This is a genomic window from Flammeovirga yaeyamensis (assembly GCF_018736045.1).
Taxonomy (GTDB): Bacteria; Bacteroidota; Bacteroidia; order Cytophagales; family Flammeovirgaceae; genus Flammeovirga; species Flammeovirga yaeyamensis.
Map to the genome: position 1 here is coordinate 4473751 of NZ_CP076132.1, position 16937 is coordinate 4490687.

General features: G+C 35.1%; 16 protein-coding genes. 6 read left to right on the forward strand and 10 right to left on the reverse strand.

Annotation, left to right across the window (positions count from 1 at the left end; genetic code table 11):
• Positions 1-384: 384 nt before the first annotated feature.
• Positions 385-1233, forward strand: coding sequence for a DUF4349 domain-containing protein (locus tag KMW28_RS17685; protein WP_169662954.1), 849 nt, complete (start codon positions 385-387; stop codon positions 1231-1233).
• Between the two features lie 71 nt (positions 1234-1304).
• Here KMW28_RS17685 and KMW28_RS17690 read toward each other — a convergent pair whose 3' ends face one another.
• Entirely contained in the window at positions 1305-1772 is a 468-nt protein-coding gene (locus KMW28_RS17690; protein WP_169662955.1) for a GNAT family N-acetyltransferase, read from the reverse strand.
• Between the two features lie 115 nt (positions 1773-1887).
• Positions 1888-2868 (reverse strand): pyruvate dehydrogenase complex E1 component subunit beta, encoded by a 981-nt coding sequence (locus KMW28_RS17695; protein ID WP_066212302.1) that lies wholly within the window; start codon positions 2866-2868, stop codon positions 1888-1890.
• A gap of 232 nt (positions 2869-3100) precedes the next feature.
• Here KMW28_RS17695 and mgrA point away from each other — a divergent pair, with 232 nt between their 5' ends.
• The 3 genes from mgrA (at position 3101) to KMW28_RS17710 (ending at position 6922) form a co-directional block, all read left to right on the forward strand.
• Positions 3101-4102, forward strand: a complete 1002-nt coding sequence (mgrA, locus tag KMW28_RS17700; protein WP_169662956.1) for an L-glyceraldehyde 3-phosphate reductase — start codon at positions 3101-3103, stop codon at positions 4100-4102.
• Positions 4103-4259: 157 nt separating this feature from the next.
• Positions 4260-5825, forward strand: a complete 1566-nt coding sequence (locus KMW28_RS17705) for an arylsulfatase (RefSeq protein ID WP_169662957.1) — start codon at positions 4260-4262, stop codon at positions 5823-5825.
• 89 nt (positions 5826-5914) lie between these two features.
• A complete protein-coding gene (locus tag KMW28_RS17710; RefSeq protein WP_169662958.1) occupies positions 5915-6922 on the forward strand; it encodes a helix-turn-helix transcriptional regulator in 1008 nt (335 codons plus the stop codon).
• Between the two features lie 439 nt (positions 6923-7361).
• On the opposite strand, the gene KMW28_RS17715 is transcribed toward KMW28_RS17710, so the two are convergent.
• Positions 7362-9170, reverse strand: a complete 1809-nt coding sequence (locus KMW28_RS17715; protein WP_169662959.1) for a tetratricopeptide repeat protein — start codon at positions 9168-9170, stop codon at positions 7362-7364.
• A 238-nt stretch (positions 9171-9408) separates the two neighbouring features.
• Between KMW28_RS17715 and KMW28_RS17720 the strand changes: the two genes are divergently transcribed.
• The gene (locus KMW28_RS17720; protein ID WP_084005965.1) at positions 9409-9636 is read left to right on the forward strand and encodes a PspC domain-containing protein; all 228 of its coding nucleotides are present in this window, start codon (positions 9409-9411) and stop codon (positions 9634-9636) included.
• On the opposite strand, the gene KMW28_RS17725 is transcribed toward KMW28_RS17720, so the two are convergent.
• The 6 genes from KMW28_RS17725 to KMW28_RS28590 all read right to left on the reverse strand — a co-directional run bounded on the left by KMW28_RS17725 (position 9628) and on the right by KMW28_RS28590 (position 14811).
• A complete protein-coding gene (locus tag KMW28_RS17725) occupies positions 9628-10662 on the reverse strand; it encodes a glycosyltransferase family 2 protein (protein ID WP_169662960.1) in 1035 nt (344 codons plus the stop codon). The genes KMW28_RS17720 and KMW28_RS17725 overlap by 9 nt on opposite strands.
• 28 nt (positions 10663-10690) lie before the next feature.
• A complete protein-coding gene (locus KMW28_RS17730; RefSeq protein ID WP_066212292.1) occupies positions 10691-11020 on the reverse strand; it encodes a YbaB/EbfC family nucleoid-associated protein in 330 nt (109 codons plus the stop codon).
• Positions 11021-11105: 85 nt separating this feature from the next.
• On the reverse strand, positions 11106-12341 hold the full coding sequence (clpX, locus tag KMW28_RS17735; protein WP_066212290.1) for an ATP-dependent Clp protease ATP-binding subunit ClpX: 1236 nt from the start codon (positions 12339-12341) through the stop codon (positions 11106-11108).
• Between the two features lie 237 nt (positions 12342-12578).
• On the reverse strand, positions 12579-13250 hold the full coding sequence (locus KMW28_RS17740; RefSeq protein WP_066212289.1) for a ClpP family protease: 672 nt from the start codon (positions 13248-13250) through the stop codon (positions 12579-12581).
• 144 nt (positions 13251-13394) lie between these two features.
• Positions 13395-14534, reverse strand: a complete 1140-nt coding sequence (locus KMW28_RS17745) for a DNA polymerase III subunit (protein WP_066212288.1) — start codon at positions 14532-14534, stop codon at positions 13395-13397.
• Between the two features lie 145 nt (positions 14535-14679).
• A complete protein-coding gene (locus tag KMW28_RS28590; protein WP_260157739.1) occupies positions 14680-14811 on the reverse strand; it encodes a hypothetical protein in 132 nt (43 codons plus the stop codon).
• A 714-nt stretch (positions 14812-15525) separates the two neighbouring features.
• Here KMW28_RS28590 and trmD point away from each other — a divergent pair.
• Entirely contained in the window at positions 15526-16245 is a 720-nt protein-coding gene (gene trmD, locus KMW28_RS17750; protein ID WP_169662961.1) for a tRNA (guanosine(37)-N1)-methyltransferase TrmD, read from the forward strand.
• 1 nt (position 16246) lies between these two features.
• On the opposite strand, the gene KMW28_RS17755 is transcribed toward trmD, so the two are convergent.
• On the reverse strand, positions 16247-16798 hold the full coding sequence (locus KMW28_RS17755; RefSeq protein ID WP_169662962.1) for a hypothetical protein: 552 nt from the start codon (positions 16796-16798) through the stop codon (positions 16247-16249).
• Positions 16799-16937 lie beyond the last annotated feature (139 nt).

Sequence of the window (16937 nt, forward strand, 5' to 3'; positions counted from 1 at the left end):
ATAGGGAATAAATTTTTGCCATAAAGTATCAAAAGCCCCTTAATTTATTCCTTGGTTTATTTTTTTAAGTAAGAGGGAAATAATATAAGGTAATGTTATAATAGACTAGCTTCAACAAAACTATTTAGAACTTCTAACCAAATGTTTCAACTTTAGCCCATTTTTAAATTAACCAAATTAAGGTTTGAGGTATTTTTTCTCAGTTGTATTAATAAATTATAAATATCTAACTGATGACTTATTTCAATCTTAAAAAAACTTATAGGCCAACTTCTAAGGTTGAACTTCTAGTGTGCCTTGTTTACATTGACATAACAGAAATTACTATTTAATGATAAAAGCAAACATTAAAATCATTAATCCTTCTTCAATAAAACTAATATTATGAGAAATCTAATTACCACTCTATCCTTATTATTAATATTCTCAGCTTGTCATCAAAAAAACTCTGATGGACAAATATTAATGGATTTAGGAATGATGGATTTAGAAATGATGGATGAAGATATAACAATACCTACCTCTATTTCTGACAACTCATCACCTTTACCTCAAAAAGATGGAGTCCAAAAAAAGATCATTAAAGATGGTAAAATTGCAATTGAAGTTTTTGATTTAGAAAAGACAAAATCAAAAATTGATGTTCTTGTAAAAAATAATAATGCTTATTACGAGCAAGAAGATTTAAGAAATGACGAATGGACAAATTCATATGAGCTAAAAATTAGAATACCTGGTCATCAATTCGAAACGTTCTTAAGTCAGGTTGAGCAAGGAAATGGAAAAATCACCTATAAAAATATTAAAGCAAGAGATGTTACAGATCAATTTATTGACATTGAAACACGACTAAAGAATAAAAGAAATTACCTTAAGAAGTATAACGACTTACTTAAAAAGGCTCAAACAGTAAAAGAAATCTTAGAAATTGAAGAAAAAATCAGAAAGCTAGAAGAGGAAATTGAAAGCCAAACTGGTCGTTTAAATTACTTAAGTGATTTGGTTGCTTATAGTACTTTAGATCTCACTTTAGAAAAACCTGGTTTTACTCAATACAAAACACAACAAAGAGATAGTTTCTTGAATAGAATCAAATATGCTTTTTCAAATGGTTGGATTACTTTTATTGATTTTATTGTCTATATGTTTAAGCTTTGGCCATTTTTTATTCTATTAGGTTTTATCATTTATGGATGGAGAAAATATAAAGCCAAGAAAAAGAAAAACTCCTAACTCCTCGCTCCTAATTCCTAACTCTTCTAGTTTCGAGCGTAAATTAATCACCTCCCACCTGTTACTTATTACTAACCTTCAAGTATCACCCTTTTCGCCTTGAACCCATAGCGTTCGTAAAAACGAAGCACTCTTTCATTTTCAATGCCTACTGCTAACTTTTTTCGAATAACTCCTTTATAATTAAACCAATTTAAGGCCTCCTCAAGTAAAGCACCTCCTATTCCATCACTTCGAAGGTCTTCTCTAACAAATAAAGAATCAACTTCTCCGCAAGTAGGTTCTAGCTTTTGTAGAGATGCTACTAAATAGCCGACAGGCTGATTTTCTGATACGGCAATTAATACAATCATATCACAAGCCTTATCACGAAGTTTGGTTTTTCTACGGTTCCAATCGGCATCCGTTGGTTCATGAACTGTATGATGCCTCATTGTATGATGATAGGCATATAATTTTTTCCATAATGGGGCAATGCGATCTATTTCTGAAACATCGCATAAACTAATTGTATAATCGATTTCTGTCTTAGGTTCCATTCCATTTAGTGTTTATTGTGCTAGTTGTTAGGCATAAAAAAACCTCTTGTCTCAAAGATACTTGATACAAGAGGTTTATTTTATGAAGTTTATAATCTAAATAAGGTAATCTAGATTACTTTTTGTACATCACTTTCTTTACCGCTTCTACTGTACGTGCAACGTTAGGAAGAATTTCTTCGATTAATGTTGGTGCGTAAGGAAGTGGAACGTCTTTAGATGCTACTCTTACCACTGGAGAATCCAAGTGATCGAATGCATGCAATTGTACGTGGTGAGAAATCTCAGATGAGATTGACGCTAATGGCCAAGCTTCCTCAACAACTACAAGACGGTTTGTTTTCTTCACTGAAGTAAGGATCGCATCATAATCGATTGGTCTTACAGTACGTAAGTCGATTACTTCAACTGAGATACCTGCTGCTTCTAACTCTTCTGCCGCTTTAGTGATTACGTGAACCATTTTACCAAAAGATACCAAAGTAACATCTGTACCTTCTGAAATTACGTTCGCAACCCCTAATGGAATAATGTATTCGCTTTCAGGAACTTCTCCCTTATCAGCATACATTACTTCTGATTCCATAAAAATAACAGGATCGTTATCTCTAATCGATGCTTTAAGAAGACCTTTTGCATCATATGGATTTGAAGGAACTACTACTTTCAAACCTGGAGTGTTAGCATACCAGTTTTCAAAGTTTTGGGAGTGCTGAGCTCCTAATTGACCAGCGTTACCAGTTGGACCACGGAATACCATTGGTGCCGAATATTGTCCTCCAGACATCGAAAGAATTTTCGCTGCACTGTTAATTACTTGGTCAATTGCTACCAAAGAGAAGTTGAAAGTCATGAATTCAACAATTGGACGTGTACCGTTCATGGCAGCACCAACGCCAATACCTGCGAAACCAAGTTCTGCAATCGGAGTGTCAATCACACGATCAGGACCGAACTCGTCTAACATACCTTGAGTTACTTTATAGGCACCATTGTATTCAGCAACCTCCTCACCCATGATAAATACATCTTTATCACGACGCATTTCCTCTTGCATCGCCTCTCTAAGGGCTTCTCTGAATTGTATTTCTCTCATTACTTATTAAAAGTTCTGCTAATTATATCAGTATTTTCGTTTTCGGATGCCAAGATAATAAGTTTTCATCTATTTTTTAATAGGATAGTGCAAAAGGTTTTAGTGAAAAAAGAACATATATCATTAAAAGTTGATAATTGATCCCCGATTCAGCCAAAATTTATAAAATTAAAGACTTTTTGACGCTAATTCTTGTATTTTCGTTGAGAACAAAAAAACAACATTATTTAATATGATTAAACCAATTTATTCTCCATCACAGGATCGATACGAAAAAATTTTTTATCGTAAATGTGGAGACAGTGGATTAAAACTTCCTATCCTATCTTTAGGAATGTGGCACAATTTCGGTAATCATGATAGCTTCGAAAATGCAACAGAAATTGCCACCACTGCTTTTGATAACGGCATCACTCATTTTGACTTAGCAAACAATTACGGACCTCCATATGGTTCTGCAGAAGAAAATTTTGGCCGAATTTTAAAACAAAACTTTCTCCCTTACAGAGATGAACTACTTATAAGTAGTAAAGCAGGATACGATATGTGGCCTGGACCGTATGGTATTGGTGGATCAAGAAAGTATATTATTTCGAGCTGCGACCAAAGCTTAAAAAGAATGGGTCTCGAGTATGTTGATATCTTCTATTCTCATCGATTCGATCCTGAAACCCCATTGGAAGAAACTGTCTTGGCTTTAGATCAATTAGTTAAGTCTGGTAAAGCATTATATATAGGGATATCAAGATATGATCCTGATCAAACGGAAAAGGCTGTTCAACTATTCAAAGAATTAAAGACACCTTTTATCATTCATCAATGTAGATACTCACTTTTAGATCGTTCTCCAGAAGAAGGAGTATTTGATAAATTGGCGGAACATAAAAAAGGTGCCATCGTTTTCTCTCCTCTTGCCCAAGGAATGCTAACAAATAAATACTTAAATGGTATTCCAGAAAAAAGTCGAATGGCCAATGAAAATAAAATCCACCTCAATAAAGAACAGCTGACTGACAATGTATTATATAAAGTGAAAGCTTTGAATGAGATGGCTGTAAGCAGAGGACAAACGTTAGCTCAAATGTCATTGGCTTGGTTGGTTAGAAACGAAAGTGTGACTTCTGTATTAGTAGGTGCAAGTCGCAAAGAACAACTTCTTGATAGTATTGGCTGCCTGAATAATATTGAGTTTAGTTCGGAGGAATTGAATAAAATTGATCAGATAGTGCTTTAGCAGCTCTCACATCCCTTTTTATAGCCCACGATCGAAATCGTGGGCAAACCAAAAAACACCACACTTGAACAAAACAGGATATTTTTTGAAAACTAAAGTATAATCTACCTATCTGTTATCATCGTTTTATATCATTGAATTAAGACTAATACATGATATGAAAAAGGTAATTATACTATTATTATCTGCGTTGTCTTTTGTCAGTTTAGCCGACGACAAAGGAAAACCAAAGAAAAATCAAAAACCAAACATCGTTATCCTATGGGGTGATGATATCGGACAATTTAACTTGTCTTTCTGGAACAGAGGTCAAATGGGTTATAGAACTCCTAACATCGACAGAATCGCTGAAGAAGGAATTGCATTTACGGATTACTATGGTGAGCAGTCGTGTACTGCAGGTAGATCTGCATTTATGACAGGACAAAGCCCTATCCGTTCTGGTTTATCTAAAGTTGGTATGCCGGGTGCTCCTGCTGGATTCAAAAACGAGCACCCGTCTATCGCTTGGTTGTTGAAAAGAGAAGGATACTCTACTGCTCAATTTGGTAAAAACCACTTTGGTGATAGAGATGAGCAATTGCCTACAAACCACGGTTTCGACGAGTTCTTCGGTAACCTTTACCACTTGAACGCAGAGGAAGAGCCAGAGCACGAGGACTACCCTAAAGAAGAGTGGTTCAAAGAAAAATTCGCACCAAGAGGTGTGATTCACTCATATGCTGACGGTAGAATTTCAGATACAGGTCCATTAACGAAAAAGCGTATGGAAACTGTAGACCGTGAAATCACTGATAGAACTTTAGAGTGGTTAGACGAGAAATCTGAAGAAGATGAGCCTTTCTTCTTATGGTACAATACTGTAGGTATGCACTACCCTACTTACCCTGCTGAGGACATCAAAGGTATTTCTGGAATGGAAGGTGACACTTTCTATGCGGATGCAATGGTTGATCACGACAGAAACATTGGTAAGATTTTACAGAAGTTGGAAGATTTGGGCATGATGGAAAACACGATCATCATGTACTCTACTGACAACGGACCTCACTACAACGAATGGCCTGACGGTGCTGTAACTCCATACAGATCTGAGAAAAATACGAACTGGGAAGGTGGTTACAGAATCCCTTGTCACGTAATGTGGAAAGGTCAAATCCCTGAAGGAAAAGTATTGAACGGTATCGTTTCTCACCAAGACTGGCTACCTACTTTATTATCTGCAGCTGGTGTGGATAACATCAAACAAGAAATTGAGTCAGGTATTTCTTACATGGGTAGAGATGTACAAACTACTATTGATGGTTTCAACATGCTTCCTTATTTCAAAGGTGAAGTTGAAGAATCTCCAAGACATACATTCATTTATACTTCTGATGATGGTGACATCACTGCAATTCGTACAGATGACTGGAAAGTAGTATACATGGAGCAAAGAGCGAAAACATTAGCGTTATGGTTAGAGCCATTCGTTGAGTTAAGAGCTCCAAAAGTATTCAACATCAGAAGAGATCCATACGAGCGTGCTGATACAGATTCGAACTCTTACTGGCATTGGTTATCAAAAAGACCTTTCTTCTTATACAAAGGTGGATATATCGCTGGTCAGTTTGTTCAATCGTTGTACGAGTACCCTCAAATCCAATCTATTGACAGTTTCACAATTGATAAAATTATGGAACAGTACAATAAGTGGAATGACGAAAGAAAAGCTCAAAAATAACTCCTTTATTAGTAAGTAATTTTCACCCTCTATTTTTAAAATAGAGGGTTTTTCTTGTTATTGGTTAAATACTTTTGATGAAATCTAAGATGAGTAAAAAAATTCCCTATCAAATTACATTTAATGAAGGAACACAACATTCTTTATTACTCCAACTAAAAGATACTTTTGGCGGTACCCTTCATAATAAACACCACTATACTGTAAATAACGAATGGGTGGAGGGATTTGTATGGTATTTTTCTTTACAAAAAGGTTTAGAAGTTACTTTAAACTCCTTAAAATTTAAAAACGATCATCAAATGATCACTTTAGGTGAAACCAAAGAAACAGCTCGTATTTGTTTTCGTTTTGAACATATTGGAGCCGTAATGCAAGGAAAGAAAACAAAACTGGGGAAAGATTTAGGGTTAACAGGCAATATGATAGCTTACGATACTCGTTTAGATTTTTTGGTGGATATCAAAAAAGATACGCTTAATCAATGGTTAGCTGTCCGAGTTGATCAAGAAGCCGTTAAATATGAGCATGTATCTTTTACAAAGTATTTTGGTGATGTGTTCAATCAATCCTCCTTATGGTGGAGAACAGAGATTGTCCCATTAGAAGTACAAGTTCAGTTAAAAGATGCTTTTGGAATGTCTAGAGAAATGCATGTTCCCGTATTTAATAATCGACTAGTAGCAAGAGGCAGCGACTGTGTAAGTATCTTTTATGATAAGCTACTAAGCCGAAATCAAATAAAAGAACACAGCTTACATGAACAGGATTTCACCTACATGATGGACCTAAAAAACAAGTTATTACAAAGCTTGGAACGTCCACCCTCATTAGAAGACTTATCTGAAGAATATGGTTTCTCCGTTTCAAAACTAAGAAGAGACTTTGAACAGGTTTTTGGTACATCGATCCATCGTTTTCATTATAACTTCAGATTAGAGAAAGCCAAATCAATGCTCGCCACAGAGAACAAATCAATATTAGAAATTAGCAGAAGCTGTGGGTTTAAATCAAGTACCAAGTTTACAGAAGCATTTAAAAAGAAATTTGAGGTGACGCCGAAGATGATATCGCAGAGGTATCAGCATCTTTATTAGGTAGCAGGTAGCAGGTAGCAGGTAGCAGGTAGCAGGTAGCAGGTAGCAAATTTAACTCTCGGTTAAATTAGGAGGTAGGAATTAGGAGTTGCTAAACTAACGCTCGGTTTATAAGTAATAACTAATAGGGAATAAGGAATAGTTTTATTGAAGATAGAGTATCAATAGCCCAATAATTTATTGCTGGGGATATATGATTGAGGTAAGAAGTAAAAGGTGAAAAATATTAATCCTAAGAGTATTAAAAAATTAGGTTGAAATAAAGTGTTTCAACATAAATTGATAGTAATTGTACACAAACTACTTACACGTTTCACCTAACATTTCACGTTTTTCATTTTTAACTTTTAATTTTTCATTTCCCCCCTTCGCTTTTCACTCAAAACAAAAAAGGCTTACTTCCATGGAAGTAAGCCTTTTTTGTTTTTATGTTTACAAACTACTTAGTAGCAGCTTGGAAATCTGCATTTTCCCAAAGAGCGAAGAACTCAAGATCTTGAGCAGCTTTTGTTTTCAAGTCGCCAGCAGCTTTGATTTCTTTGATTGCTTCGTCAGCTTTAGACTGTCTAGCAGCAACGATAGCGTTACCGTAGTGAGCCCAAGCGTTGTCTTGTGCGTTGATTGACTCACCGAAAGCAGCAGTTGCTTGAGAGAAATCAGTAGCACCTGATTTTTCAGCTTTCAATAAGTAAGCAAGACCTTTGTTGTAAAGAACAGTTGCGTCGTCACCAGCAGATGAGAAGTACTGGATAGCACCGTCATAATCACCTTCTGATAAAGCAACATAACCTTTCACTGCGTTTGTAGTTGCAGCAACTGAAGGGTTAGAAGAATTTGCTTTAGCGATATCCGCTTGAGCACCTTCAACATCACCTTTAGTCAACTTAGCACCTGCAAGGTTAGCGTAAGCTTCTGGCATGCTGTTAGACTTAGCAGCAGTCTCGAAGTGAGGGATTGCTTTTTCGATCAATGCAGCAGCAGCGTCAGCATCAGCAGCTTTTGCTTGAGCGAAGTAAGTTGCACCTAAGTTGTTGTGAGCGATTGCAGAATCGTCTTTACGGATAGCAGCTTCGTAGATTTTAACTTTAGCGTCAAGATCAGTTGCGAAGTGTGCAGCGTAAAGTAACTCAGGAGTAGACAATGAATCTAAAGCCATTTGACCGTCAGCGATGCTAGCAGCACGAGACTTGATTACTTCTGGATCCAATTTATCTTTGATCTCTAAGATCTCTGATTTAGCGTTACGTAATGGAGGGTAAACGTAACGGAATAATTTCTTATAAGAAGCTAATGATTGTAATTTCAATTGCTTAGAAACGAAATCACCTGAACCATTTACTACTGATAAGATTTCATCTTTTTCAGCATCAGTAAACTTGTCTGAATCTTTCAAGATAGCCTTGAAAGCAGACCAGTTTTCTACTACTGGCTTAGTAACGAATTGAGGAGCTTCACCTTCCTCAACTTTATATTTCTTTAATAAAGACTCGTAGTAACTTTGTACAGCCTCAGGACGCTTGTTAGCTAATTTAGTGTTAGCCTCAGTCGAACCTTCAGGAGAGTGAGAACCTGTAATTGTTACAGTTCTTGTAGGGTTGCTAGCAGAAACATACTCTGTTAAAGCTTTACCTTGCTCACCTCTCTTCTCCGAGTAACGAAGAACTGATGATCCTTGCAAGAAGAAGAAATCAACGTTAGTTGGGATATACTCTTCTGCATCGTTGTAACCGTGATCCGCGTAGTTCGCGATAAATACTGGTTGGTAGTTTTTAGATGTTGTGATAACACCTTGACCTAAACCGTTTGGCATTGCAGCGAAAGCACCATCGTTAGTTTCTTTAACTTTTTGGTTTTTCACTTTAGTCGCACGACCTAAGTATTCTAATTGACCTCTCTCAAACTTATCCTCGTAAGCAAACGCCATACGCTCGCTTAATGATGGAGTTGCTTCAGGAGCATCAGCATAATCATCGCCATTGAAAGATACAACACCTACTTCGATAGGCTCAGCATCGTTAGGGTTATACTGTACAACTACGTCGTAAGTAAAACCTTTCTTCAACGTCTTCGCTGGAAGTTTTGTATCAATGTCAAAAACTACAGAGTCACCGTGTAATTCTAACGGTGAAGGATTAATTGTCAAGCCTTGCTCTTCGGCCATCTTATTCACGTCTACGTTCGAGCAGTTCGTGAAGAACAATGTACCTGCAGCAAGTACAGTTGACAAAGCACTAGTGTATTTGTTCATAATCGTCATCCAAAATTTTTCTATTTCTAGATCCGCAATTTACCCGTATGTAGGCAAATTTCATCTTTACAGTACAAATCTTAACTTTTTTTAGAATTTTAACCAGTAAAAAGGTAGATTATCAGAGTGAAATTAGCACAAAAGGTATATTTACTTTTATTTTTTAAAGATAAATGATAAAAAAATATGCTCTATCGATTTAAATTAATATTTTCAATAATTAACATATTATAAAACTATGACCCCTAGATTAATTCAAAGATTCATCGAAAAGCAAGCATATGGTGTATGTTCTAAATTGGGTAATAAACTAAGTATTTCTTCTAATAGCATTAGACTTTACTTTGTTTATGCTTCATTATTTACATTTGGCTCACCTATTATCCTCTATTTTTCTCTTCACTTTTTTATCAATATAAGGAAGTATATTCGTCAGTCGTCGAACTCCAGAGAGACTCTATTTTAGAGATTCAATATCTTGAAGGTCTGAGAACTTTTTTCTACTCTTCAAAAAGTATTCCGATACGATCAATCTTTTATATACTTGATCAAAAAAAAGTCTCTTTTCAGGAATTTTCTTTCTCTGACATATTAAGTAGCGTAAAGATAGATAAAAATCCCTATGCGACTTAATTACAGCGAGAAAATTAGCCATTTCACTTTTAAATAAAAACCTAATTCCAGCGATTCCATCTAAAACCATTCGAATAAAAATGCTTGGCAACAAATGTTTGGTAGGTAGGTTTTTAAAAAGTAAAAATAACCCATTTCTAAAGTTCAAATATGTCTTTTTAGGATTGTCTCTGCTTAATGTACCACCTCCAACGTGATACACTTCTGAGTTACCCACTGTCATGATTTTATAACCCGCCGATTTTAATCTCCAACATAGATCAATTTCTTCCATGTGGGCAAAAAAACGTTCATCTAAACCTTCCATTTGATGATATAGTTTAGACTGTATAAATAAACATGCACCAGTAGCCCAAAAAATCTCTCGAGTATCGTCGTATTGCCCTTTATCCTCTTCTAATGTATGCATGATTCGTCCCCTACAAAAAGGGTAACCCATATAATCGATAAAACCGCCAGCAGCACCTGCATGTTCAAAATATTTCTTTTCAGAAAACAATTTGATTTTAGGCTGACAAGCAGCGATACGATCATCGGATTCCATTAACTCTAGCATTGGAGTGAGCCAATTTTCGGGAACTTCGATATCAGAGTTTAATAAAACGAAATATTTAGACTCTACTTGTGCGAGGGCACGGTTATAACCTCCCGTAAAACCATAGTTTTTATCGAGAACAATTACCTCTACAGAGGGTTGGTTTTTACTTAACCATTCCACTGAACCATCGGTAGAAGCATTATCTGCAACAATAATTCTCGCATTGTTACTGTTTTGAATAACACTATCAAGAAATTGTTCTAAAAAATGTTTGCCGTTGTAGTTTAAAATAACGACCGCAACCTGATCGTAGGGAAGCATATATAAATTACTATATTAAAAAAGTTTGTTATCCTAGGTTTCCAAAATCCATACCTGGAATATTTGGCATCATCCCCTTTGTAGTCTTCATCAAACGCTCTTGTCCTTTTTGATCTGCTTCTGCAATTGCTTTGTTCACTGCTGCGATCACAAGGTCTTGAAGCATTTCTTTATCTTCTTCTTTACAAAGTAAAGGGTCGATATCTAATTTGATGACTTGTTTCTTAGCATTTGCTACACATCTCACCATACCGCCTCCAGCATCTGCTTCAGCAACTACATTCACTAACTCCTCTTGTGCTTCTTTTAATTTCTCTTGGACTTGTTTTAATTGTCCAAACATATTGCTAAAATCCATAAAACAAATTTTATTTAAAACACAGACAGCAAAGCACTAAAAATAGTGTTTTGCTGTCTGTTTATTACTTTATTTTTTTATCCTGTTATGCAACTCTTAGGTTTTTTGCATGTGATGAACTTTCGAATTTTAAAGTTGCGTAATCTCTATCGATTACAAACTTCTCAACCTTTTCATCGCTAGATGGAATTTCGTACATAGAATCCAACATAATTGCTTCAAGGATTGATCGAAGTCCCCTTGCTCCTAAGTCGTATTCCATTGCTTTTTCAACAATGTAATCCAATGCACCATCAGTAAACTCTAACTCGATGTCTTCCATCTTAAACAATTTGTGATATTGTTTTGTTAGTGCATTCTTTGGTTCTGTTAGGATATTTCTTAATGCATCTTTATCCAATGGCTTCAAGTAAGTTACCAATGGTAAACGACCGATAAGTTCTGGTATGATACCAAAACGTTTCAAATCCTGTGCAGTAACAAACTCTAAAAGTTGTTCTTTATCCAATTCAGGTAGATCATCCTCTTTACCTGCAAAACCAATAGGTCTTGTATTTAAACGAGAGGCAATCATATCTGCAATACCTGCAAATGCTCCACCACAAATGAATAAGATATTTTCAGTATTTACTGAAATAAGTTTTTGTTCTGGATGCTTTCTACCGCCTTGTGGTGGTACATTAACAATAGAACCTTCTAATAATTTCAATAATGCTTGCTGAACACCTTCACCCGATACATCTCTTGTGATGGATGGGTTATCAGATTTTCTAGCAATTTTATCAATCTCATCAATGTAAACAATACCTCTTTCAGCTTGCTCTACATTGTAATCAGCTGCTTGTAATAAACGTGTAAGAATAGTTTCTACGTCCTCACCTACATATCCTGCCTCTGTAATTACAGTAGCATCAGCAATACAGAAAGGAACCTGAAGCGCTTTTGCTAAAGTTTTAGCCAATAACGTTTTACCAGTACCTGTATTACCTGTCATGATGATATTTGATTTCTCAATTACCACCTCATCATTATCTGCTTTTTGATTTAACCTCTTATAGTGGTTATATACTGCTACAGATAGCACCCTCTTCGCTTTATCCTGACCAATAATATATTCGTCAAGATGTTTTTTCATTTCTGCAGGCGTTTTTAAGGTAAAGTCTGATGTTTCAGCATCTTGTTTACGAGGCTTTCTTTCCTCCATTAAGATCTGATGCACTTGCTCAATGCAGTTATTACAGATTTGGGCATTTTGTCCCGAAACCATTAGCTCTACCGTATCTTTCGGTGCGCCACAAAATGAACAGAAATTTCCTTTCATTTATTATTAACTATCCTTTTTTACAAAAAGTGTTAAACACTCTTCTTTCATTATCAGTCAACTAACTGATAAATTTCAATTTTGATTGAAAACGCAATTTACGTATTTAATTGCACTTTCTTAGCATAAACAAGAGGGAAATGTGTTGCATTTCCCTCTCTATTGTAATCATTTACACTAATTTAATTAAAATTAATGAATGACTACCTTTATTATTTTGTAAATCGACTTAACGAATTATGGTTTTCTAGTTAAAACCTCATCCACCAAACCATATTCTTTAGCTTCTTGTGCTCTCATCCAATAATCACGATCAGAATCTTGCCACACTTTATCGTAAGGTTGCTTTGTATGAGTTGATAAGATCTCATACAATTCCTTCTTTAATTTTTGAATCTCACGAGCTGTAATTTCAATATCAGAAGCTTGACCTTGAGCACCTCCTAAAGGTTGGTGGATCATGATTCTTGAGTGTGGTAAAGCAGCTCTTTTACCATCTGCACCACCTGCAAGAAGCACAGCTCCCATCGATGCAGCTAAACCAGTACAAATAGTTGCCACATCTGGACGTACATATTGCATTGTATCATACATTCCCAAACCAGCATACACAGATCCTCCTGGGCTATTGATGTACATCAAAATATCTTTCTTTGCATCTAAAGACTCCAAGAACAACAACTGAGCAACAACGATATTTGCTACCTGATCGTCTACTTGAGTACCCATAAATATGATACGGTCGGCAATCAATCTTGAGAATACATCAATTTGTCTAAAGTTACGCTCTCTTTCCTCGATAACGTAAGGTGTAGTATTTTCGATGTTACTCATGTATGCATCCGTATGCAAGCTAGAGATCCCCTGATCTTTCAGAGCAAATTTTTTAAATTCTTCTTTAAAGTTCATATGTAATACTTTTTTGAGTTTCTTTTTCCAGTACTAGATAGTACAAAGACATAGGAAAAATGGGTTGTTTATCTAGTTCTCTATACAAATATAAAAATATACTGATTAGAGCAAAGAACTTTTTTGCCAAATTGGAACTTTTTTCTACTGAATTCGGCCGAAAGCACGACTTACTTTTATCGACAAACTCACAAATACAATTTTGGCATTTCCGTTTCTTTCGATAAAATAACAAGCATCGTTAAAACTGTTTACCAGCATGGGTAAGTTTTTATCGCTTAACACTTGAGCGAAATTTTTAGCAAAGGTGTGCGACTCTTCATCTAAACGCACCACTTGATCTGCTTGATTTTTAATAAGCATGGCTTCTCTAAACAAGGTCAAACCAAATTTGAAGAAACTTTTCTGCCCTTCCTTACCCAACTTATTGAATTCTTCCGACCACTGTGTGATAATTTCAGTAAAGCTTGGTTTAAAACAAGCACGCATCCATTCTTTAAACAAACTCTCGCTTTGATCTGGAATATCTGATGCTATTCGAAGTGCTTCTCTAATGTTTCCATCAGATAAAAATGCCACCTTTTTCGATTTTTCAGTTTCAACACCTTGTTCAATTAAGAACTTAGAAATATGTTCGTCAGAAGGTGAGGGAACGAATACCTTTTGTGTTCTTGATAAAATAGTCACTATCAATTTCTCTGGGTCGTTCGTTACCATAAAAAACAATGTCTTTTCTGGTGGTTCTTCCAATATTTTTAAAACGGCATTTGCTGCGGGTGCCTGCATCAATTCAGGTAACCATACTAAAACAATTTTATAACCATTCTGATGTGCTTTAACAGACAAGGCTTTAATAGTTTGTCTACTCTCTTGTCGAGTAATCATTGCTTGTTTGTTATCTCCTCCAATATGATCTACCCAATCGGCAACATTTTTATACAAACCATTTTCTTCTAAAAGAAACGATCTCCAATCGGGTAAAAATTTATCGGAAGTGGCATCCTCTCTTTTAGTCACTTTCTTTGTCAATACGGTTGGCAAAACAAAATGAAGATCCGGATACATCAATCGTTCCGCATTTTTACAAGATTTACACTCACCACAAGCATCCTCATCTGTAGGATTTTCACAATTTAAATAAGTAGCATATGCCAAAGCTAAAGCCAACTGCACCCCTCCTTCTTTACCAATAAAAAGTTGTGCATGGGCTACTTTACCTTGCTGTGCGGCATGAATTAATACCTTCTTTATATCATTTGCTCCTGGAACTTGCGAGAAAAGCATATTGTCTTTTTTAATACTTGAAATATTCTAAAATATCTTCATTGAGTGTAAATACTTTAGGTAGACAAAGTTCGATGATTCCTTTATTAATACAAGTAATTAAAAAGTAATTTATAGAAATATGTGTTAGTAATCATTAATTGTACTAATGATACACCTTCTCATAAATAGAATGTGGATGGTCTGGATCGGATAAAACCACTGTATTTTTTGATGTAATACAACTACTTAAAGCAACAATGGTAACGATACTCAATAAGATTTTCACTTTTTTCATAATGCTAATTAGGTTTAAGTTTATGATGGTAGAAGGTTGATGTAGCTTAAAATGATTTTAAAAAAGTTGCTCTCAGATTAGATTGAAGAGAACAACTTTTGTCTTTTTAAAATGCGATGTTTCGGTTTATAGCTAATCCTTAAAATAAATATCGTAAGAATTACACTTATACTAACAACTTGATAACAATTTTTATAAAGTTGAAAAATACCATACAAATCAATAACTAAAGACACACTTTTTGAATAACAAAGTGCATTCAACATAAAGACAATAAAAAACCCTTCATTGAATGCAACGAAGGGTTTGTAATAATTAACATTTCATACTTAATAATTTCTTTTTGATAATGGTTAAAACTATTCGTGTACCAAATGGTAAATGTTTTCAGTGTTATTTGGGTTATAACCTGCAGCTACATGATTCTTATATGAAGTGCAGCTTGACATAGCTATAATTATCCCGGTAGCTAATAATAACTTTAATATTTTCATAATAATGTGTTGTTATCGGAGAGATAATTATTTAACAGTGTTCCAAGTTAACATTTATTTACAACAAATACAAAAAGTTATAAATATTAGTGAATTGAAATGGACTCCACTAAGGTATCTTTGTCTTTGTTTCTATCTTTGTATAGGTTAGTACATCTCATTTAAAGTAATCCCTAGAGGCGTTTTGTACTCAAATCATCAAAAAAATTGATTGAAAATTATGCGTATTGATATTATTTCATGTGTTCCGAACTTGTTGGACAGTCCTTTTTCACATTCTATCTTACAAAGAGCTAACGATAAATCATTATCTGAAGTGCATGTACATGACTTAAGAAAATACGCAGTGAATAAACACGGTCATATTGATGATTATGCTTACGGTCATGGTGCAGGCATGGTCATTATGTGTGAACCTATTTTCAATTGCATAGAAGACTTAAAAAAAGAAAGAGAGTATCAGGAAGTAATTTATATGACTCCTGATGGTGAAGTATTCAATCAGCAAATCGCCAATCATCTTTCGATTACATGTGAGAACATTATTATTCTTTGTGGACATTACAAAGGAATTGATCAACGTGTAAGAGATGAACTTGTAACTAGAGAAATAAGTATTGGAGATTACGTGCTATCCGGTGGTGAATTAGCCGCTGCAGTTGTTGCAGACGCAATTATTCGTCTACTTCCAGGAGTTTTAGGAGATGAAACATCAGCACTAACCGATTCTTTTCAAGATGGTCTACTAGCCCCACCAGTATATACTCGCCCCAAAGAGTGGAAAGGAAAAGAAGTTCCTAGCATTTTACTTTCTGGCCACGAATCTAAAATTGATGAATGGAGATTAGAAGAATCTATGGAAAGAACAAAAGTTAGAAGACCCGATTTATGGGATAAATATCTTGATGCTCACCCCGAGGTCAAGAAGAAAAAGAAATAACCTATTCCCCTGATACTTCCTGTTTATATTGACTTATAGAATAACTCAAATTACTGTGGTACTTATCTTGATAAGACCCATCTTCTAATTCGATGTGTTCTAAGTAACCCAGTAATTCAGGTATTTTATCTTTCCTTTTTTCGGGATCAAGTTCAAAAAACAATTCAGCTAACATCACCTCAGCAATTTCGATCTTGGGGTGATTCAATTCTTTTTTCATCTCTATCACCACTCTGTAAATAGCAGCGTTGTTATCTAATTTTTGATGTGCATGTTGATTAGATACTTTCAGGATATAATCCATTTCTTCTTTGGAATAGTTTTTCTTGAAATCATCTTCGGTTCCAAGAAAATTGCATTTGCCACAACGAGCTAGATATGGAGAGTAATTAGAGATGTCAAACTTTTGATGAAAACCTCCATAGAATAGTGTTTCACTATCTTCTACTGTTCTTTGAGTGAAGTGATTGTCGTGTGGACATTTTACTCCCTGTTGATGTGTAACATAATACGGGGTAAAGCACATGAGAAAGGTAATTAGCAATGGCTTCATGATATTTGATAGTCGGTCGGGTAAGAATTAATTTCATCACAAAATTAATAAATTTAAATACGGTTTAGAATCATTTTCGCTATTATTTTTTGATGAACACGTTATTTTATAACACCTAACACATCTCATCATCAATTAG